The organism is Streptomyces sp. NPDC051567, assembly GCF_044454165.1.
In the GTDB taxonomy this organism is placed as follows: Bacteria; Actinomycetota; Actinomycetes; order Streptomycetales; family Streptomycetaceae; genus Streptomyces.
This window is the reverse complement of the sequence record NZ_JBITDK010000002.1, coordinates 157,272-176,486: the sequence shown is the minus strand read 5'-3', so window position 1 is coordinate 176,486 and position 19,215 is coordinate 157,272. Positions and strand designations below refer to the sequence as shown.

Below are 19,215 nucleotides of genomic sequence, written 5' to 3'. Positions count from 1 at the left end.
GACGCCGGACAGCCCCCGGACAGCGGTAGCCTCGCACCCGTCCGGCCGCGCGACACGCCCCCGATTTGCGTAACTCACTCCCGGGCACGAGCGTTGAAGCCACCGACGACACACGCGTCGGAACGTCCGGTCGGAACGTCCGGGACATCCAGGATCTCTGGGACGTCCAGGGCATTCAGGGTGTTCGGTCGATCCGGGGTATCCAGGGCATTTCGGGGGAGAGGAGACACGTCCATGGCATCACTGGCGTGGTTGCTGATTCCGCTCTTCGCCGCCATCGGAGCGGCGATATGGGGCAGCTGGGCGGCGCGCGACCGCACCCAAGGTGACATATCCGAGCTCGCGGGCTACGCGAGATTCCGTGAAGTGATGGACAAGGCCGACCGGGCCGACACGGTCGACCGGGCCAGGCCGAGAGCGGCGGCGCACTCCGGTTCCGACGCCGTCTGAGGCGTCCCGTGAGAATCGCCTGAGACTTCCCGCGCGCGGTGCCCGTACGGACCGGCCCCGGGGGCCGCCCGTCAGGACCGTCCCGTACTGTCGATCCATGCCACGCCGCACTGCGACGATGCTCGCCTCCACCCTCGTGCTGTTCGCGCTCCTGTGCGCAGGCGTCTTCCTCCGGGTCCCGTACTCCGAGATGAGCCCGGGGCCGACCGTGAACACGCTCGGGGACTCCCACGGCGAGCCGGTCCTGAACATCTCGGGCCGCAAGACGTACCCCGCCGGCGGGCATCTGAACATGACGACGGTCCGGGTCACGAGCGCGGACTACCAGATGAACCTGCTGGAAGCGGTCTACGGGTGGCTGTCCGGCGACAACATCGTCGTGCCGCACGAGAACCTCTACCCGGACGGCAAGACGGAACAGCAGTCCACGCAGGAGAACGCCGAGGAGTTCAGCCAGTCCCAGGAGAGCGCCAAGGTCGCCGCCCTCAAGGAACTCGGCATCCCCGTCGCCACCCGCGTCGTCGTCGCCTCCGTGGTCAAGAACAGCCCCGCCGAGGACAAGCTGCACGCCGGGGACGTGATCCGAGCCGTGGACGGCACCCCGGTGACGGCCCCCGGGGACGTGGCCAAGCTCGTCACCGAGCACCAGCCCGGCGAGCCGGTCGAATTCACCCTCGTGCCCGCCGCCGAGGCGGCCGAGGCCGAGAAGGCCCAGCGCGAACCCTCCGGCACCACCAAGGTCACGGTCGTCGCGGGCAAGGCCGAGGACGACGGACACGCCATCGTCGGCATCCGCGCCGGGACCGACCACACCTTCCCGTTCACGATCGACATCAAGCTCGCGGACGTCGGCGGCCCCAGCGCCGGGCTGATGTTCGCCCTCGGCATCGTCGACAAGCTCACCCCGGGCGACCTGACCGGCGGCACGTTCGTCGCGGGCACCGGCACCATCGACGACGCGGGCAAGGTCGGCCCCATCGGCGGCATCCAGATGAAGACCATCGGCGCCCGCCAGGCCGGCGCCCAGTACTTCCTCACGCCCGCCGCGAACTGCGCCGCCGCCTCGGCCGACGTCCCCGCCGGCCTGACCCTGGTGAAGGTCTCCACCATCGACGACGCCACGAAGTCGCTGGAGAAGATCGCCAAGGGGGACACGGCCGGGCTGTCGAAGTGCGACGCCAGGCCCTGACCGGCCCCCGGCCCCAGGCCCGCGACGGCGTGAGGGGGGACCCGGCCTACGAGAAGGTCGCGGCCAGTGCCTCGGCCAGTCCCGGCACCAGGTTCCCGCCGGTCAGGACCTCGGTCGAGGAGTCCTTCTCGCGCAGCCGCACGGCCGACTCGCGCGAGCCGTCGCGCAGGACGGCCACCGTCAGCCGGACCTCCTGACGCTCCGGGTGCGCGGCGACCCACTTCGCGAGCTGCTTGTCGCTCAGCCCCTCCGGAACGGTGGCCTCCGCCGACGGCGGCAGCATCAGCCGCTCCACCGTCATCGCGCAGCCGACGACCGTGTCGGGCCAGGCGACGGTGCCCAGGAACGTGTCGAGGGCGGTCCCGCGCGGCAGCTCGTCCTGCTCGATCGGGGTGAGGGAGCGCTTGCCGGTGTCGTCCTGGTCGAGGCCGAGCTGGGTGGCGAGGCGCGGCTCCTGCTTGCGGAGCCTGGCGGTGTCGACGAGGGCGAAGAGCCGGGCGGGCCGGTCCCAGCCGAGGCCGGCCGCGTACTCGTCGATCTCAAGACAGGCACGGGTGAGCGGGCCGGCCGCCATCGGAGTGCCGGGGGAAGGGGAAACGTTGGACATGGAGAACATCCTGCCTCCTTTCCCCCCGATAGCGGGAACTGACTAAAGCCTCAGTAAGTTGCATGAGTGGGCTCTACGATCGGGGGCCCGCTCCACACGACCTGACTCACAGCGACTTTCGAGGTGCGCACCTTGGCTTTCCAGATGCCGGACCGCGGCGGAGGCCCTTCGGGGCCACGGATGAGAGTCGGCCGCCCCTCCCGGCGAGCCCGCACTCTCCTCATGACCCTGGGCGCACTGGCCGTCCTGGCCATGCTCTTCATCATGTTCGCGGGCTTCTGGACCGACTGGCTCTGGTTCCGGTCGGTCGAGTACTCCACCGTCTTCACCACCACCCTGTGGACCAAGATCGGCCTCTTCGCCGTCTTCGGCCTGCTGATGGCCGGTGCCGTCGGGCTGAACCTCTGGCTGGCGTACCGGCTCCGGCCGCCGCTCAGCGCGATGTCGATGGAGCAGCAGAGCCTCGACCGGTACCGGATGAGCGTCGCGCCGTTCAAGAAGTGGCTGCTCCTGGGCATCGCCGCGCTCGTCGGCCTGATCGCGGGTGCCTCGGCGGCCGGCCAGTGGAAGACCTGGCTGCTGTACGCGAACGGCTCGCCGTTCGGGCAGAAGGACCCCCAGTTCGGTCTGGACGTGTCGTTCTACACCTTCGACCTGCCCTGGTACCGCTTCCTGCTCGGCTTCGGCTTCGCCGCGGTCGTGCTCTCGGTGATCGCCGCGGCCGTCGTGCACTACCTGTACGGCGGCCTGCGCGTGACCAGCCCGGGAGCCCGCGCCACCGCCGCGGCCACCGGGCACCTGTCGGTGCTGCTCGGCCTCTTCGTCACGCTCAAGGCGGTCGCGTACTGGCTCGACCGGTACGGCCTCGCCGTGAAGTCCAGCGACTTCAAGGCGGCCGACAACTGGACCGGCCTGCGTTACGTCGACGCCAACGCCTACCTCCCGGCGAAGACGATCCTCGTCGCCATCGCCGCGATCTGCGCGCTGCTCTTCTTCGCGACGCTGTGGCGCCGCACCTGGCAGCTGCCGGTCATCGGCTTCGGCCTGATGGTGCTCTCGGCGATCCTGATCGGCGGGCTGTACCCGGCGATCGTGCAGAAGTTCCAGGTCCAGCCGAACGAGCAGGCCAAGGAGTCCCCGTACGTCGAGAAGAACATCAAGGCGACGCGGGACGCCTACGGGATCGCCGACTCCGAGGTGAAGGACTACGCGGGCGTGCCGACCGCGGGGACCGACAAGAGCCAGCTGCGCAAGGCGGCGGACACCACCGCCAGCGTCCGGCTGCTCGACCCGAACATCGTCTCGCCCGCGTTCCAGCAGCTCCAGCAGGTCAAGGGCTACTACGCCTTCCCGTCCACGCTCGCCGTGGACCGGTACAACGGCCAGGACACCGTCATCGGGCTGCGCGAGCTGAACATCGGCGGCATCCCGAAGAACAACTGGATCAACGACCACTTCAAGTACACGCACGGCTACGGCGTGGTCGCGGCCAAGGGCACCACCGTCGGTGACCAGGGCGCTCCCGACTTCACCCAGTCCGACCTGCCCTCCAAGGGCATGTTCGGCTCGGAGTTCGAGCAGCGCATCTACTACGGCGAGCAGACGAAGCAGTACTCGATCGTCGGCGGGCCGCAGAAGGAGCTCGACTACTCGGACGACAAGGGCGAGAAGGAGACGAGCTACAAGGGCAATTCCGGGGTGAACCTGGACAACCCGGTCAACCGGGCGGCGTACGCGCTGGCCTTCAGCGAGCCGCAGATCCTCTACTCCGGGGCCATCGGCGAGGGCTCGCGCATCCTCTACAACCGCACGCCCAAGCAGCGCGTCGAGGCCGTCGCGCCCTGGCTGACCATCGACGGAGCGCCCTACCCGGCGGTCGTCGACGGCCGGATCAAGTGGATCGTCGACGCGTACACGACGACCAACGGCTACCCGTACGCCTCGCGCACCACCCTCGGTGACAGCACCGCGGACTCTCTGACCAACAGCCAGCGCGCGGTGGTGGCGCAGGAGAGCCAGGTCAACTACATCCGCAACTCGGTGAAGGCCACCGTCGACGCGTACGACGGCACGGTCAGCCTGTACCAGTGGGACACCGAGGACCCGGTCCTGAAGACCTGGATGAAGGCGTTCCCGGACACGGTGCAGCCCAAGAGCGAGATCTCCAAGCCGCTCATGGACCACCTGCGCTACCCGCAGGACCTCTTCAAGGTCCAGCGGGAGCTGCTGACCCGGTACCACGTCACGGACCCGCAGACCTTCCTCAGCGGCAGCGAGGCGTGGGCCGTCCCGGACGACCCGACGACCAAGGCCGGTACGGCGGTCCCGCCGTACTACCTGTCGATGAAGCTGCCGGACCAGAAGGAGAAGGACCAGGTCTTCTCGCTCACGACGACGTTCACGCCGAACGAGCGCGACAACCTGAGCGCCTTCATGTCGGTCAACGCCGATCCGGGCACGGTCGGGTACGGCAAGATCAGCCTGCTGAAGCTGCCGACCAGCAAGCCGGTCGACGGCCCCAAGCAGGTCCAGAGCAAGTTCCAGTCCGAACCGAAGATCGCCGAGTCGATCCGCCTGCTGCGCGGTGGTGACTCGGAGGTCGAGTACGGCAACCTGCTCACGGTCCCGCTCGACGGCGGGATGCTCTACGTGGAGCCGGTGTACGTGCGCAGCTCCGGGCTGAAGTACCCGCTGCTGCGCAAGGTCCTCGTCACCTACGGAGGCCAGACGGCCTTCGAGGACACGCTGGAGAAGGCGCTGAACGTGGTCTTCGGGTCCGAGGCGGCGACCACCCCCACGAACCCGACCCAGCCGCCGGGCACCACCCCGCCCCCGGCCAGCCAGGACCCGACGGTCAAGGCGGCGCTCTCCGAGGCCCAGAAGGCCGTCGAGGACGCGGACCGGGCGATGAAGGCCGGCGACTGGGCGGCCTACGGCAAGGCTCAGGACGACCTGGAGGCGGCGCTGAAGCGGGCGATCGACGCGGAGGCACGACTGACGGCGCCCAAGACGGGTGGTTAGGTCCCCTGACGGGTGATTTTTCCGGCGGTGGGGTGTCCGACCCCGCCGCCGGAGGGGCCCTGTCGGGCCCGCATGCGTCGGTACGGCTCCTTCCCGCGCCCGTGATACTGTGGTTTCACCGACGCGGGGTGGAGCAGCTCGGTAGCTCGCTGGGCTCATAACCCAGAGGTCGCAGGTTCAAATCCTGTCCCCGCTACTGAAACGAAGGCCCGGATCTACATGATCCGGGCCTTCGTCATGTCCGGGATCGGTAGGCGATAGCTGGGACGGATGAGGGGGAGCGGGAGCGTGTTTGACTTGTCTCTCTGTGGGCATGTCGACAAAGCGCTGTAGTGACCTCACTGGCCGCAACACGGCAGGTGTACGCGGGTAGTGGGTGATGCGACGATGGGATTCATGGGGGAGAGGTCAACTCTGCTGGAGACAGGGCGGTTTGTGAGGGCGGAGGCCAGGGCGGGCGCGGGAGCCGGTGGGAAGGCTCCGGCCACCGACGTGAGGACCGCGTTGACCGACGCGGCGCTCACCGAGGAGATGTTCACCGAGACCGACACGGTGAGCGACGCCGAACTCGAAGCCCGGCACCGGGTGGCCGCCGACCAGGGCGACCCCGGTGCCATGAGCGTGCTCGGGGCCCTGCTGCTGCGCCGCGGTGACCTCGACGCGGCCGAACCGTACCTGCGCGGAGCCACCGGGGAGGGGGACCGCGCCGCCGCGAACAACCTCGGCGTCCTGCTCCACCAGCGGGGCTACCCCGACGAGGCGGCCGACTGGTGGCGGGTCGCCGCCGTCGCCGGGTCCGCACCCGCCGCGCACGCCCTGGGCCGTCACTTCCGCGAGCGGGGGGACGAGCCCGCCGCCGAGTACTGGCTCCGACAGGCGGCCGAATCCGGCCACGCCCTGGGCGCCTACGCCCTGGCCGACCTGCTCCAGCACCGCGGCGACAAGGGCGTCGAGCGGTGGTTTCGCGCCGCCGCCGAACAGGGGCACCGCGAAGCCGCGTACCGGCTGGCACGGCACCTCAGGAAGGGCGACCCCGCCGAGGCCGAGCAGTGGTACCGGCAGGCCGCCGCGCGCGGACACCGGCGGGCCGCCCTGCACCTGGGCGCGCTGCTGGAGGCGCGCGGGGAGCTCAAGGAGGCGGGCCGCTGGTACCTGACCTCCGCCAAGCAGGGCGAGGCGCGGGCCGCGTGCGCCCTCGGCTTCCTGCTGCGCGACGCCGGGGACGAGGACAGCGCGGCGGCGTGGTGGCACCGGGCCGCGCAGGACGGCGACGGCAACGCCGCGAACGCCCTGGGCGCGCTGCACGCGGCGCGGGGCGAGACCCAGACCGCGGAGCGCTGGTACCGCACGGCCATGGACGCGGGCGACCAGAACGGGGCCTACAACCTCGCCCTGCTGTGCGTCGCGCAGGAGCGGACCGCGCAGGCCGAGCAGTGGTACCGGCGCGCGGCCTACGCCGGGCACCGCGAGGCGGCCAACGCGCTCGCCATCATGCTGCTCCAGGTCGGGGACGCGGCGGGCGCGGAGCCCTGGTTCTCGAAGGCGGCGGAGGCCGGCAGCGTGGACGCCGCGTTCAACCTCGGGATTCTCTTCGCCAGCCGGGACGACGACCGGACGGCGCTGAAGTGGTACGAGCGGGCCGCGTCGGCGGGCCACACCGACGCGGCGCTCCAGGTCGGCATCGCGCTGGTCCGGGACGGGGAGGAGCGCGCGGCCGAACGGCACCTGCGGTGTGCGGCGGGCGGTGGCAGCGCCGAGGCGGCGTTCCGGCTGGCCGCGCTGCTGGAGTCGCTGTCCCCGCCGCCGGAGCCGGTGGCGCTGGGCGAGCCGCTGGGCGGCACCGGGCGGACCGAGAGCGAGGAGTGGTACGAGCGGGCCGCCGAGCTGGGGCACCGGCGGGCCCAGGTGCGCGTCGGCATGCTCGCCGCGGCCCGGGGTGACCTGGCGGTGGCCGCGCGGTGGTACCGGGAGGCGGCCGAGGCCGGCTCCCGCAACGGGGCGTTCAACCTCGGGCTGCTGCTGGCCCGTGAGGGGAGCGAGCCGGAGGCGGCGCTGTGGTGGACCCGGGCGGGCGGGGGCGGCCCCCGCCGGGCGGCCCCGCGGCGGGGGGGGGGGGGGGCCCCCCCCCGGGCCCCCCCGGGGGGGCCGAAGTGGTGCGTGCGGGCCATGGAGCTGGGCCCGGCGGAGGTCTCCCAGCGGGCGGCCCGGCTCCGCGAGGCCCTGGCGGAGGAACTCTCGGCCTGACGGAGGCGACGGCGGTGACGGAGGCGAGGCGGTCGGAGCCGCGCCCCCCGACTCCGGCCGTCCCGCCCGCCCGGACCCGGCGTTCGCGCTGGTCGGAGCCCCGGGCAGGCGATTTGCATCAGGTGGGAGCTCTCACGTAAAGTCAGGTTTACCGACGCGGGGTGGAGCAGCTCGGTAGCTCGCTGGGCTCATAACCCAGAGGTCGCAGGTTCAAATCCTGTCCCCGCTACTGAAACCTCAGGGCCCTGATCTGATGGATTATCCATCAGATCAGGGCCCTGAGGCGTTTCCGGGTGCCACGATGCGGCAATGGCACGACCAGCAAGGGGACCGGAGGCGGTCCGGACGGCGGCAGGCACGGCGAAAGGCCCGAGAGGGCGGCTCCCGGGCCTTCGTGCCGCACACTTCCGCACCGCTCCCGTGCCCGCGTCCGTGTCCGCTCGCGCGTCCGTGCTCGCTTCCGCGTTCGCGTTCGCTCCGGTTCCCGCGCCCGTACGGGTCTCAGGCGGTGGCGCAGGCGGGACACACGCCGCGGTAGGTCACCTCGACCGCCGACACGACGAAGCCGAAGCGCTCCGCGTCGGGCAGGTCGGCCAGCGGGTTGCCCGCCGGGTGGACGTCGCGGATCGCGCCGCACTTGGCGCAGACCAGGTGCTGGTGGGGCCGGTGGGCGTTCGGGTCGTACCGCTTGGCGCGCCGGTCCGTGGAGACCTCCAGGACCTCGCCGAGGGTGACGAGCTCGCCCAGCGTGTTGTAGACCGTGGCCCGGGAGATCTCGGGGAGTTTGGTCACCGCGCGCGCGTGCACCTCGTCCGCCGTCAGGTGAACGTGGTCACCGTCGAGCACCTCGGCGACGACACGCCGCTGGGCGGTCATGCGCCAGCCGCGTCCGCGAAGTCGTTCCAGCAGGTCACTCATGTAGGCCAGCCTAACAGCGAGGGGATTCGGTGTAACTCCCGAATCGATACGGACTTGGATGCTTACTTGACTTAGACAAAGTCCATCGTAGGATCGGTTACGGCAAAGACCAAGGACAGGACATGCAGCAATGACGCAGGAGGCGCACGTGTCGCAGGGACCGCTCACCACGGAGGCCGGGGCTCCGGTCGCCGACAACCAGAACAGCGAGACCGCCGGCGTCGGCGGGCCCGTGCTGATCCAGGACCAGCTGCTGCTGGAGAAGCTCGCGCACTTCAACCGTGAGCGCATCCCGGAGCGCGTGGTCCACGCCCGTGGCGCCGGCGCGTACGGCACCTTCACGCTGACCCGTGACGTGTCGCGGTGGACCCGTGCCACGTTCCTCTCCGAGGTCGGCAAGGAGACCGAGACCTTCCTGCGCTTCTCCACCGTCGCGGGCAACCTCGGCGCGGCCGACGCGGTGCGCGACCCGCGCGGCTGGGCGCTGAAGTTCTACACCGAGGAGGGCAACTACGACCTCGTCGGCAACAACACCCCGGTCTTCTTCATCAAGGACGCCATCAAGTTCCCCGACTTCATCCACACCCAGAAGCGCGACCCCTACACGGGCTCGCAGGAGGCGGACAACGTCTGGGACTTCTGGGGTCTGTCGCCCGAGTCGACCCACCAGGTGACCTGGCTCTTCGGTGACCGCGGCATCCCGGCCTCCTACCGCCACATGAACGGCTACGGCTCGCACACGTTCCAGTGGAACAACGAGGCCGGCGAGGTCTTCTGGGTCAAGTACCACTTCAAGACCGACCAGGGCATCAAGAACCTCCCCCAGGCCGAGGCCAACCGCCTCGCCGGTGAGGACCCGGACTCCCACCAGCGCGACCTGCGCGAGTCCATCGAGCGCGGTGACTTCCCGACCTGGACCGTGCAGGTCCAGATCATGCCCGCGGCCGAGGCGGCGACCTACCGCTTCAACCCGTTCGACCTCACCAAGGTGTGGCCGCACGAGGACTACCCGCCGATCGAGATCGGCAAGCTGGAGCTCAACCGCAACCCGCAGAATGTCTTCGCCGAGGTCGAGCAGTCGATCTTCTCCCCGGCGCACTTCGTCCCCGGCATCGGCCCCTCCCCGGACAAGATGCTCCAGGGCCGGCTCTTCGCGTACGGCGACGCCCACCGCTACCGCGTCGGCATCAACGCCGACCACCTGCCGGTCAACCGCCCGCACGCCACCGAGGCGCGGACCAACTCCCGTGACGGCTCCCTCTACGACGGCCGCCACGCGGGCGCGAAGAACTACGAGCCGAACAGCTTCGGCGGCCCGCACCAGACGGACCGTCCGCTGTGGGTCTCCGCCCAGGTCAGCGGCGTCACCGGGGACCACGAGGCCCCCTCGCACTCCGAGGACGACGACTTCGTCCAGGCGGGCAACCTCTACCGGCTGCTGTCCGACGACGAGAAGTCCCGCCTGATCGAGAACCTCTCCGGCTTCATCGCCAAGGTCTCCCGTGACGACCTCGCCGAGCGCGCGGTCAACAACTTCCGCCAGGCGGACGGCGACTTCGGCAAGCGACTGGAAGCCGCGGTCCAGGCCCTCCGCGGCTGACCGCTCGCCGTAGCGGAACGGCGGGCCGGAACCCTCCCCGGAGGGTTCCGGCCCGCCGCTCTCCGTTTCCCGCTCTCCGTTTCCCGTGCTCCGTTTCCCGTGCTCCAGCCGCTCCTTCCGGCCGTCGCCGGGTAGGGGTGCTACGCCGGTACGGCGGCTCCGCGGCGGGCCGGGGCCCAGCAGCGGATGACGTCGCGCACCGACACGATGCCGACCGGCCCGCCGTCCTCCAGGACGATCAGATGCCGGAAACCGCCGTGGGCCATGGCCTCGGCGGCGTCCAGGACGGTCGCCTCCGGGGTGCAGAACACGACGTTGTTGGTGGTGTGCGCGCCCACGTGCTCCCGGTCGGGATCGTGGCCCGCGCCGATCGAGTTGAGGATGTCGCGCTCGGTCAGAATGCCGATCCCGCAGTGGTCGGGATCGAGGACGACGGCCGCGCCGATGCGCCGGCCGGCCATCAGGCCGGCGGCCTGGCGGAGGGTGTGGGCGGGTCCGAGGGTGAGGATCACGTTGCTCATGGCGTCACGGACGAGCATGAAGAGAGCCACCTCCTGGGGTGAACCCCCGATGCACAAACGCACAAGCGGGGGAACCCCAGATTCCCACGGGCACGAAGGGGCATCAAGGGGGCGCGCACGGGCGGACCGGGACGGAGGCGGGCGCACCCGCCGTTCCCGCGCCGCCCGCCTCGTCAGACGCGGGGGCGCAGCAGCTCCAGCATCCGCGCGTGCAGCAGCCCGTTCGACGCCGCCGCGTTCCCGCCGTCCACCCCGTCCACCCCGTCCAGGCCGGTGAAACGGCCGCCCGCCTCCTCGACCACGACCGCGAGGGCGGCCATGTCCCACAGGTTCAGCTCCGGCTCGGCGCACAGGTCCAAGGAGCCCTCCGCGACCATCATGTACGGCCAGAAGTCGCCGTAGCCCCGGGTGCGCCAGCACGCGCGGGTCAGGTCCAGGAACCCGGCGAGTCGGCCCTGCTCCTCCCAGCCGGTCAGCGAGGAGTACGCGAACGAGGCGTCGCCCAGGGCGCCGACCCGCGAGACGCCGATCCGGGTCGTTTCGCCCAGGGCGCCGCCCGTGAAGGCGCCGCCGCCCCGCACCGCCCACCAGCGACGGCCCAGCGCGGGCGCGGAGACCACACCGACCACCGGCCGGAAGGGCGCCCCCGGGTCACCGGCGTCCGCGGGGTCCTGGGCTGTCAAGGAGATCAGCGTCGCCCAGACCGGCACGCCGCGCACGTAGTTCTTCGTCCCGTCGATCGGGTCCACGACCCAGCGGCGCGGCCCCTCGCCCTGGAGCCCGTACTCCTCGCCGAGGATCGCGTCGTCGGGGCGCGCGGCCGTGATGCCGGCCCGGACGATCTCCTCCGCCGCCCGGTCCGCCTCGCTCACCGGGGTCATGTCCGGCTTGGTCTCGACCTTCAGGTCCAGGGCACGGAAACGCCCCATCGTGGCGGCGTCCGCCGCGTCGGCGAGTTCGAGGGCGAGGCGCAGATCATCGTCATACTCGGGCATGGCCGAACAGTATCGAGACTCCCGTGACCCGGCCAACGAGGTCCACGGTACGACCCCCGCGCGCCCTTGACAGGACCCCGCCGGCCCGTCAACGCTGGCGGAGAAGCCAAGCGGGGGAGGCGACGATGCCGGCGGCCCGGGAGTCCTTGCTGGAAGCGGCGGGAGCGGCGCTCACGGCGCGCCCCTGGTCCGCGGTGCGGATGGTCGAGGTGGCCGCCGCGGCCGGGGTGTCCCGGCAGACCCTCTACAACGAGTTCGGCGGCAAGGCGGGGCTGGGCAGCGCCCTGGTCCGGCGGGAGACCGAACGCTACCTCGACGGCGTGGACCGGGCGCTGGCCGCCCCGGCGCCCCCGGCCGAGCGGCTCGCCGCGGTCGCCGAGTGGACCGTACGCACCGCCCGCGCGCACCCCCTCGTGCGGGCCCTGCTCACCGGGTACTGGGGCGCGGACCTGCCGCTTCCGGCGGCGCGGGCCGCCGGGCCCGGGAGGCTGGCGGGGGAGGTCCGCGACCGGGCCGCCGCCGCGCTCACCCCGGGCGAGGGCGCGCAGCGGTGCGAACTCGCCGTCCGGCTCGCCCTCTCCTACGTGATCGTCCCCGGGCAGGAACCGGGACCGGGCGAGCTGCTGCGGCTGCTCAGTGCGCCGAACCCGACAGCTGGAGGCCGATGACCCCCACGATGACCAGCGAGATCGAGACGAGTTTGAGGGTGGAGACGACGTCCCCCAGGAAGACCATCCCGTAGATCGCCGTCCCCGCCGCCCCGATGCCCGTCCACACCGCGTACGCCGGGCCCACGTCCAGCTTCTTGAGCGCCAGCGTCAGCAGACCGAAGCTGCCGAGCGCGAAGCACGCGAAGGCGACGGTCGGCCACAGCCGGGTGAAACCGTGGGACAGCTTGAGACAGACCGCGAAACCGGTCTCCAGGATTCCCGCGACGACGACCAGCAGCCACGCCATGTCGAATGCCTCCCCGCGTCATGTGACACGGCCTGGGCCGGAGTGCGGCCTGCGACCTGTGCGCCACTTGGTGCGATTATGCATTTACCAGACGCGCGTCCCGGCAAACGTCGCCGGACGGTCAGTCCTCTTCACGGCGGGACGGCCGGCCCCCTCGCGGCGGGAGGATCAGTCCCCTTCGCGGCGCTCCCGCGTCTCCAGCAGCCGGCGCAGCGAGTACAGCCGCGCCGGGTCCGCGTGACCGTCCTCCACCCACTTGTCCAGGGCGCAGTCGGGCTCGTCGTGACTGCACGCCCGCGGGCACCCCTCCGTACCCGGCACCAGGTCCGGGAAGGCCAGGATCACCCGGGACGGGTCCACGTGGTGCAGGCCGAAGGAGCGCACGCCCGGGGTGTCGATGACCCAGCCGTCGCCCGAGGGCAGCGGCAGCGCCAGCGCCGAGGTGGTGGTGTGCCGGCCCCGGCCGGTCACCGCGTTGACATGGCCGGTGGCGCGCTGGCGGCCCTCGGCGACCAGCGAGTTCACCAGGGTGGTCTTGCCGACGCCCGAGTGGCCGACGAAGGCGGTGATCCGGCCGTTCAGCCGCTCGCGCACCCGCTCGGCCGCGTCGCCCGTGGCCAGCTCCTCGCGGTTGGTGACCACGTAGTTCAGGCCGAACGTCGAGTAGATCTCCAGGATCTGGTCCGCGGAGGTCAGGTCGGACTTGGTCAGCACCAGCAGCGGTTCCAGCCCCGCGTCGTACGCGGCCACCAGACAGCGGTCGATCATCCGGGGACGCGGCTCCGGATCGGCCAGGGCGGTGACGATGGCCAGCTGATCGGCGTTGGCGACGACCACCCGCTCGTACGGGTCGTCGTCGTCGGCGGTGCGCCGCAGCACCGACTTGCGCTCCTCGATCCGCACGATCCGCGCGAGGGTGTCCTTCTTGCCGGACAGGTCGCCGACGATCCAGACCCGGTCGCCGACCACCGCCGCCTTGCGGCCCAGCTCGCGCGCCTTCATGGCGTGGACGGTGCGGTCCTCGACCAGGCAGGTGAGCCGTCCCCGGTCGACGGTGAGGACGAAGCCCTCACAGGCGTCCTCGTGCTTGGGCCGGATGGTGGTCCGCGGCCGGTTGCCCTTGCGGTTGGGGCGGGAGCGGATGTCGTCCTCGTCGGTGTTCTTGCCGTACCTGCGCATGACGGGCCCTACGCTCCCGCACCCGCTCCGGAGGGTCCGGAGCCATCAGGGGCGTCGGAAGCACGGGAGAGCATGTCCGTCCACATCTGCGGGAAGTCCGGCAGGGTCTTCGCGGTCGTCGCCACGTTCTCGATCAGCACGCCCTCCACCGCCAGACCGATCACCGCGCCCGCGGTGGCCATCCGGTGGTCGTCGTAGGTGTGGAACACCCCGCCGTGCAGCGGGCGCGGCCGGATGCGCAGGCCGTCCGCGGTCTCGGTGACATCACCGCCGAGCCCGTTGATCTCCCTGGTCAGCGCCGCCAGCCGGTCGGTCTCGTGGAGCCGCAGGTGCTGGACCCCGCGCAGCACCGACTCCGAGTCGGCCAGTGCCGCCACGGCGGCGATGCCCGGGGTGAGCTCGCCGACCTCGCCCAGGTCCACGTCGATGCCGTGGATCTTCCCGGTGCCGGTGAAGACCAGGCCCGCGTCGGTCAGCTCGCAGGAGCCGCCCATCTCGGTGAAGATCCGGCGCAGCGCGTCACCGGGCTGCGTGGTGCGGCGGGGCCAGTCCGGGACGGTGACGGTGCCACCGGTGATCAGGGCCGCGGCCAGGAAGGGCTGGGCGTTCGAGAGGTCGGGCTCCACGACCAGGTCACGGCCGCGCAGCGCGCCGGGCGAGACCCGCCACACGTTCTTCTCGCCGCCCGCCTCGGGGGTGTCGACCTGGGCGCCCGCGGCGCGCAGCATCTCCACGGTCATCCGGATGTGCGGCATCGACGGCAGGTTGGTGCCCACGTGCCGGACCTCGACGCCCTGGTTGAAGCGCGGGGCGGAGAGCAGCAGCGCGGAGACGAACTGGGAGGAGTTGGTGGCGTCGATCTCGACGACACCGCCCTCCAGGGCGCCACCGCCCTGGACGGTCAGCGGCAGCGCGCCCCGGCCGTCGTCGTCGATGCGGGCGCCGAGCACGCGGAGCGCGCTGATGACCTGGCCGAGCGGGCGCTCGTAGGAGCGGGGGTCGCCGTCGAAGCGGATGTCACCGGCGGCGAGGGTGGCGACGGGCGGCAGGAAGCGCATGACCGTGCCCGCGTTGCCGACGTCGACGGTGGCCGGGCCGTGCAGGGCGGCCGGGATGACCCGCCACGCCTCGCCGCCCGCGCCGTTCCCGGCGGAGCTGGACGAGACGGTCTCCTCGATGCCGACGCCCAGCGCGCGCAGGGCGTCCGCCATCAGCCGGGAGTCGCGCGAGCGCAGCGGGCGGCGCACCCAGCCGGGCTCGGCGGCGAGCGCGGCGAGGACGAGGGCGCGGTTGGTGACCGACTTGGACCCCGGCACGGTGACCGTGGCGTGGACGGTCCCGTCGGCGAGCGGGGCGGGCCAGAGGGGGTGGAGCGCGGGGGTCTCGGTCATGGCCCCTACTTTAATGGCTTCCCCCGGACCAGGATCTTGATCGCTTTCCAGTCTCGGAGGTCGGGACGGACACCGGTCCCCGGGGCGGTCCCCGGCCGGGGCGGGGCGTCTCAGAGGCCGAGGAGCCAGCGCCCGCCGCCGACGAGCGAGCAGAGCGCGACCACGTGGAAGACGAGCAGCCACACCACCGCGGGCACGTGCGTGAGCCGCCCGAGCTGGTCGGCGTCCGAGTCCGGGGCACCGTCCGAGGACCGGTACGTGGACCCCGCCCGGCCGCGCCTGCTCCTGCGGCTCGCGCCCAGCTCGAAGACGGGCCGGACGCCGCCCAGCAGCAGGAACCACACCACCCCGTACGCGAAGACCGCCTGCACCGGGGCCGGGGCCAGCCAGGAGACCAGCAGGAACGTGGCCCCGGTGAGGATCACCGTCAGGGCCCCGTACGCGTTCCGGATCATCACCAGCATCACCGCCAGCAGGGCGGTGGCCGCCCAGAGCAGCAGGGTGATCCGGTGCGCCGACAGCAGCGCCGCCCCGCCCAGCCCGAGCAGCGGGGCCGCCGTGTACCCGGCGGCGGCGGTCAGGACCATGCCGGGGCCGGAGGGCCTGCCCCGGCTGACGGTGACACCGCTGGTGTCGGAGTGCAGCCGTATCCCGTCGAGCCGCCGCCCGGTCAGCAGCGCCAGCAGGCCGTGCCCGCCCTCGTGCGCGATGGTGACGGCGTTGCGCGACAGCGCCCACAGCGGCCGGACCCCGACGAAGCCCAGCGCGACCAGGCCCGTCACCACCACCAGCCACGGATCGGGCGCGGTCTGTATCCCTGTGAGCCGGTCCCACAGACCGGTCGTCGTCGTGGTGCTGTCCATGGGAACGGCGGACTCCTCGCGGGTGCGGGTGCGGTGGCGGACGGTCCGTCCCGGGGTGCGGTGGGCGGACGTCCTGGGAAGTGTGGCAGCCGCGGGGCGCGGACGCGGTGCCCGTGGCGAGGTCGTCGTGGGGATGGCCGGACCCCGCCCGCCCGTGGGGGCGGTCTGACACCCTGGACGGGTCCAGGTACCGGTGGGGCGCGAGAGCCCCCGGGGGCCCGCGGGCACCGAGGGACACCAGACCCCGGGCGCGCGGGGCGGGTGGCCGGGGCGGATGTCGTTCGTGAGGACCCGGCGCGGTGCCGGTCCGGTGTGGGACGTGACCGTGTGACGTAGCGCTCACACCGGTCGGAGGGGTGGTTTCGGATGTGCGGACGGTACGCGGCGGGCCGGGGGCCCGAGCAGCTCGTGAAGATCTTCGGGGTGGAGCACCGGGAGCCCGCGGAGACACTGGCGCCCGACTGGAACGTGGCGCCGACGAAGGAGGTCCACGTCGTCCTCGACCGTCCCGTCAAGGGCGCGCCCGACCCGCGGCCGGTCCGCCAGCTGCGCGTCCTGAGGTGGGGGCTGGTCCCCTCCTGGGCCGCGAACCCCGACGGCGCCGCCCGGATGATCAACGCCCGGTCCGAGACCCTGCACGAGAAGCCGTCCTTCCGCCGCGCCTTCGCGCAGCGCCGCTGCATCGTCCCCGCCGACGGCTACTACGAGTGGGTCACCGCCCACGACGAGCGCCGGCTGGAGGTCGAGGGCAGACGGAAGCGGGCGCGCAAGCAGCCCTACTTCGTGCTCCCCGCCGACGGGTCCGTCCTCGCCATGGCCGGGATCTACGAGTTCTGGCGCGACCGGACCCTGCCCGAGGAGCATCCGCTCGCCTGGCGGGTCACCTGCGCCGTGATCACCACGGAGGCCGAGACCGGGCCGCTGGGCGCGGCCCCGGCCGAGGGGCCCGGCTCGCTCGCCGAGATCCACCCCCGGATGCCGCTGATGCTGCCCCCGGACCGCTGGGACGCCTGGCTGGACCCGGCCCCCGCCGGCGAGGAGGAGCTGCGGGGGCTGCTGGCGCCGCCGCCGGGCGGGCTGATGCGCGCCTACCCGGTGTCCACGGCCGTGAGCAGCGTGCGCAACAACGGGCCGGAGCTGCTCACCGAGCTGGCCGCCCCGGAGGTGAGCACCCTCTTCTGACCCCTGCGGGGTACCCCCGGCCCGGCGGTGCGGGCGGCTCCCGGGAGGGCCGTCGCGGCAGGATGGGGCCATGATCCCGCGTACCGAGAGCGTCCCCACCCCGGCGGGCGAGGCCCGTATCACCTGGCACACCGCACCCGGGGCCACGCTCGTGCTCGCCCTCGGCCACGGCGCGGGCGGCGGCGTCGGGGCCAGGGACCTCCAGGCGCTGGCGAAGGCCCTGCCCGCCCGGGGGATCACCGTCGCCCTGGTCGAACAGCCCTGGCGGGTCGCCGGGAAGAAGGTCGCCCCCGCCCCCGGGACGCTGGACGAGGGGTGGCGCGGGCTCTGGCCGGCGCTCGCGCGCCCCGGGGCGGCGGTGGTCGCGGGCGGGCGCAGCGCGGGGGCCCGGGTGGCCTGCCGGACCGCGGCCGGGCTGGGCGCGGCCGGGGTGCTGGCGCTGGCCTTCCCGCTGCACCCGCCGGGCCGGCCGGAACGCTCCCGGGCCGCTGAGCTGACCGGAACCGGGCTGCCCACCCTCGTGGTCCAGGGCGGCCGGGACCCGTTCGGGCGCCCGTCGGAGTTCCCGCCACCGGGCGCGGGGGCCGCGTACGAGCTGGTGGAGGTGGCCGGGGGCGACCACGGCTTCGCGGTGCCGAAGAAGGGGGAACAGGGCCAGGACGAGGCCCTCGCGGTGCTCACGGAGGCGGTGGCGCGCTGGCTGGCCCGGCTCGCGCCGGGGCGCTGACGGCCACGCCGGACGGGTGGGCCGGACGCGCCGGACGGGGTGGTTCCGCGCGGTGGGCCTCGGGAACCGGTGGAGATCTGACGGACTCCGGGCTGTGACACGGCTCACCCGGGCCGCCGCGCGGTGAGGGAGGGGGGAAACCCGCGTCCTCCCGGGGAATGTGGCGTACGACCCTTCTGTTGTCCCGGATGTCGGTACGTACGGGAACTCGTCGGAGGAGAGGGAACGCATGACCCAGGTCATCAGCCAGAACCGTCCGCAGGCCGTTGACCTGGACTGGACGGTCCTGCCCGGCCCCAAGCGCGACCCGCTTCGGGCGGCGGGGGTCCGGGGTGGTCGACTATTCTCCGAGATGAGCGGCTCCGCTTTCGGAACCGCCACGCAGTCGGAGGAGGTGGGTCCTGTCGCCGGGACCGACGAAGGCCACGCGGAGGAGACGACCCCGGAGCGCAACGCGCGGTTCGAGCGGGACGCCCTCGGCTACCTCGACCAGATGTACTCGGCCGCGCTGCGCATGACGCGTAACCCGGCCGACGCCGAGGACCTGGTCCAGGAGACGTACGCGAAGGCGTACGCGTCCTTCCACCAGTTCCGCGAGGGCACCAACCTGAAGGCGTGGCTGTACCGCATCCTGACCAACACCTTCATCAACTCCTACCGCAAGAAGCAGCGCGAACCCCAGCGCAGTGCGGCGGAGGAGATCGAGGACTGGCAGCTGGCGCGTGCCGAGTCGCACATGTCGACCGGGCTGCGCTCCGCCGAGTCGCAGGCGCTCGACCACCTGCCCGACTCGGACGTGAAGGAAGCCCTCCAGGCCATTCCGGAGGAGTTCCGCATCGCCGTCTACCTCGCCGACGTGGAGGGCTTTGCGTACAAGGAGATCGCGGACATCATGGGTACACCCATCGGTACGGTCATGTCGCGACTGCACCGTGGCCGCCGTCAACTCCGCGGAATGCTGGAGGACTACGCCCGTGACCGGGGGCTGGTCCCCGCCGGTGCGGGAGAGTCGAACGACCTGAAAGGCTCGGGCTCATGAGCTGCGGAGAGCCGCACGAGACGGACTGCGCCGAGGTCCTGGACCACCTCTACGAGTTCCTCGACCATGAGATGCCCGACAGCGACTGCACGAAATTCGAGACGCATTTCGGCGAGTGCAGCCCCTGTCTGGAGAAGTACGGCCTGGAACAGGCCGTGAAGAAGCTGGTGAAACGCTGCTGCGGTTCGGACGACGTGCCGAGCGACCTGCGGTCGAAGGTGATGGGCCGGATCGAGCTGATCCGCTCGGGCCAGGCCGTCCCCGACCACGACGTCACCGCCGACAACCCCGCCGGCTGACCACCGGGCGGACCGCGCGACCGCCCCGGCACC

Annotated in this window: 18 protein-coding genes and 2 tRNA genes; 12 read left to right on the top strand and 8 right to left on the bottom strand. The window is 72.1% G+C overall.

The genetic code is table 11. From position 1 onward, the window contains the following. The first annotated feature begins 234 nt into the window (after positions 1-234). Both ACIA5F_RS02930 and ACIA5F_RS02925 read left to right on the top strand, forming a co-directional pair. Positions 235-450 (top strand): hypothetical protein, encoded by a 216-nt coding sequence (locus ACIA5F_RS02930; RefSeq protein ID WP_399348419.1) that lies wholly within the window; start codon positions 235-237, stop codon positions 448-450. Positions 451-547: 97 nt separating this feature from the next. Then, positions 548-1,639, top strand: coding sequence for a PDZ domain-containing protein (locus ACIA5F_RS02925; protein WP_399348417.1), 1,092 nt, complete (start codon positions 548-550; stop codon positions 1,637-1,639). A 46-nt stretch (positions 1,640-1,685) separates the two neighbouring features. Here the strand turns inward: ACIA5F_RS02925 and ACIA5F_RS02920 are convergent, their stop codons facing one another. Beyond that, complete coding sequence (locus tag ACIA5F_RS02920; protein ID WP_399348415.1) at positions 1,686-2,255, bottom strand: PPA1309 family protein; 570 nt, start codon at positions 2,253-2,255, stop codon at positions 1,686-1,688. Between the two features lie 114 nt (positions 2,256-2,369). On the opposite strand from ACIA5F_RS02920, the gene ACIA5F_RS02915 reads away from it, so the two are divergent. From ACIA5F_RS02915 to ACIA5F_RS02900, 4 genes are all read left to right on the top strand, one after another. Further along, positions 2,370-5,267, top strand: coding sequence for a UPF0182 family protein (locus ACIA5F_RS02915; RefSeq protein ID WP_399348414.1), 2,898 nt, complete (start codon positions 2,370-2,372; stop codon positions 5,265-5,267). 122 nt (positions 5,268-5,389) lie between these two features. Beyond that, positions 5,390-5,463, top strand: a tRNA-Met gene (locus ACIA5F_RS02910). A 191-nt stretch (positions 5,464-5,654) separates the two neighbouring features. Next, positions 5,655-7,511 (top strand): tetratricopeptide repeat protein, encoded by a 1,857-nt coding sequence (locus tag ACIA5F_RS02905; protein ID WP_399348894.1) that lies wholly within the window; start codon positions 5,655-5,657, stop codon positions 7,509-7,511. 155 nt (positions 7,512-7,666) lie between these two features. Continuing rightward, a tRNA-Met gene (locus ACIA5F_RS02900) sits at positions 7,667-7,740 on the top strand. A 272-nt stretch (positions 7,741-8,012) separates the two neighbouring features. On the opposite strand, the gene ACIA5F_RS02895 is transcribed toward ACIA5F_RS02900, so the two are convergent. After that, complete coding sequence (locus ACIA5F_RS02895) at positions 8,013-8,429, bottom strand: Fur family transcriptional regulator (protein WP_399348412.1); 417 nt, start codon at positions 8,427-8,429, stop codon at positions 8,013-8,015. Between the two features lie 130 nt (positions 8,430-8,559). Between ACIA5F_RS02895 and ACIA5F_RS02890 the strand changes: the two genes are divergently transcribed. Beyond that, the gene (locus tag ACIA5F_RS02890; RefSeq protein WP_399348410.1) at positions 8,560-10,029 is read left to right on the top strand and encodes a catalase; all 1,470 of its coding nucleotides are present in this window, start codon (positions 8,560-8,562) and stop codon (positions 10,027-10,029) included. Between the two features lie 140 nt (positions 10,030-10,169). On the opposite strand, the gene ACIA5F_RS02885 is transcribed toward ACIA5F_RS02890, so the two are convergent. After that, the gene (locus ACIA5F_RS02885; RefSeq protein WP_399348408.1) at positions 10,170-10,568 is read right to left on the bottom strand and encodes a cyclic nucleotide-binding/CBS domain-containing protein; all 399 of its coding nucleotides are present in this window, start codon (positions 10,566-10,568) and stop codon (positions 10,170-10,172) included. Between the two features lie 155 nt (positions 10,569-10,723). After that, positions 10,724-11,545, bottom strand: coding sequence for a histidinol-phosphatase (hisN, locus tag ACIA5F_RS02880; protein ID WP_399348406.1), 822 nt, complete (start codon positions 11,543-11,545; stop codon positions 10,724-10,726). Positions 11,546-11,670: 125 nt separating this feature from the next. On the opposite strand from hisN, the gene ACIA5F_RS02875 reads away from it, so the two are divergent. Beyond that, on the top strand, positions 11,671-12,213 hold the full coding sequence (locus tag ACIA5F_RS02875) for a TetR/AcrR family transcriptional regulator (protein ID WP_399348404.1): 543 nt from the start codon (positions 11,671-11,673) through the stop codon (positions 12,211-12,213). Here the strand turns inward: ACIA5F_RS02875 and ACIA5F_RS02870 are convergent. From ACIA5F_RS02870 to ACIA5F_RS02855, 4 genes are all read right to left on the bottom strand, one after another. After that, entirely contained in the window at positions 12,179-12,502 is a 324-nt protein-coding gene (locus tag ACIA5F_RS02870; protein ID WP_399348402.1) for a DMT family transporter, read from the bottom strand. The genes ACIA5F_RS02875 and ACIA5F_RS02870 overlap by 35 nt on opposite strands. A gap of 168 nt (positions 12,503-12,670) precedes the next feature. Continuing rightward, a complete protein-coding gene (rsgA, locus tag ACIA5F_RS02865) occupies positions 12,671-13,681 on the bottom strand; it encodes a ribosome small subunit-dependent GTPase A (RefSeq protein ID WP_399348400.1) in 1,011 nt (336 codons plus the stop codon). Between the two features lie 8 nt (positions 13,682-13,689). Next, positions 13,690-15,072, bottom strand: coding sequence for a 3-phosphoshikimate 1-carboxyvinyltransferase (gene aroA, locus ACIA5F_RS02860; protein ID WP_399348398.1), 1,383 nt, complete (start codon positions 15,070-15,072; stop codon positions 13,690-13,692). A 110-nt stretch (positions 15,073-15,182) separates the two neighbouring features. Continuing rightward, complete coding sequence (locus ACIA5F_RS02855; protein ID WP_399348397.1) at positions 15,183-15,935, bottom strand: M50 family metallopeptidase; 753 nt, start codon at positions 15,933-15,935, stop codon at positions 15,183-15,185. A 366-nt stretch (positions 15,936-16,301) separates the two neighbouring features. Here ACIA5F_RS02855 and ACIA5F_RS02850 point away from each other — a divergent pair, with 366 nt between their 5' ends. From ACIA5F_RS02850 to rsrA, 4 genes are all read left to right on the top strand, one after another. Next, the gene (locus ACIA5F_RS02850; protein ID WP_399348396.1) at positions 16,302-17,117 is read left to right on the top strand and encodes an SOS response-associated peptidase; all 816 of its coding nucleotides are present in this window, start codon (positions 16,302-16,304) and stop codon (positions 17,115-17,117) included. A 70-nt stretch (positions 17,118-17,187) separates the two neighbouring features. Next, complete coding sequence (locus ACIA5F_RS02845; RefSeq protein ID WP_399348395.1) at positions 17,188-17,844, top strand: alpha/beta family hydrolase; 657 nt, start codon at positions 17,188-17,190, stop codon at positions 17,842-17,844. A gap of 394 nt (positions 17,845-18,238) precedes the next feature. Then, a complete protein-coding gene (locus ACIA5F_RS02840; protein ID WP_399348892.1) occupies positions 18,239-18,883 on the top strand; it encodes a sigma-70 family RNA polymerase sigma factor in 645 nt (214 codons plus the stop codon). After that, positions 18,880-19,182 (top strand): mycothiol system anti-sigma-R factor, encoded by a 303-nt coding sequence (gene rsrA / locus ACIA5F_RS02835; RefSeq protein ID WP_399348394.1) that lies wholly within the window; start codon positions 18,880-18,882, stop codon positions 19,180-19,182. Before ACIA5F_RS02840 ends, rsrA begins: the two co-directional genes overlap by 4 nt. Positions 19,183-19,215 lie beyond the last annotated feature (33 nt).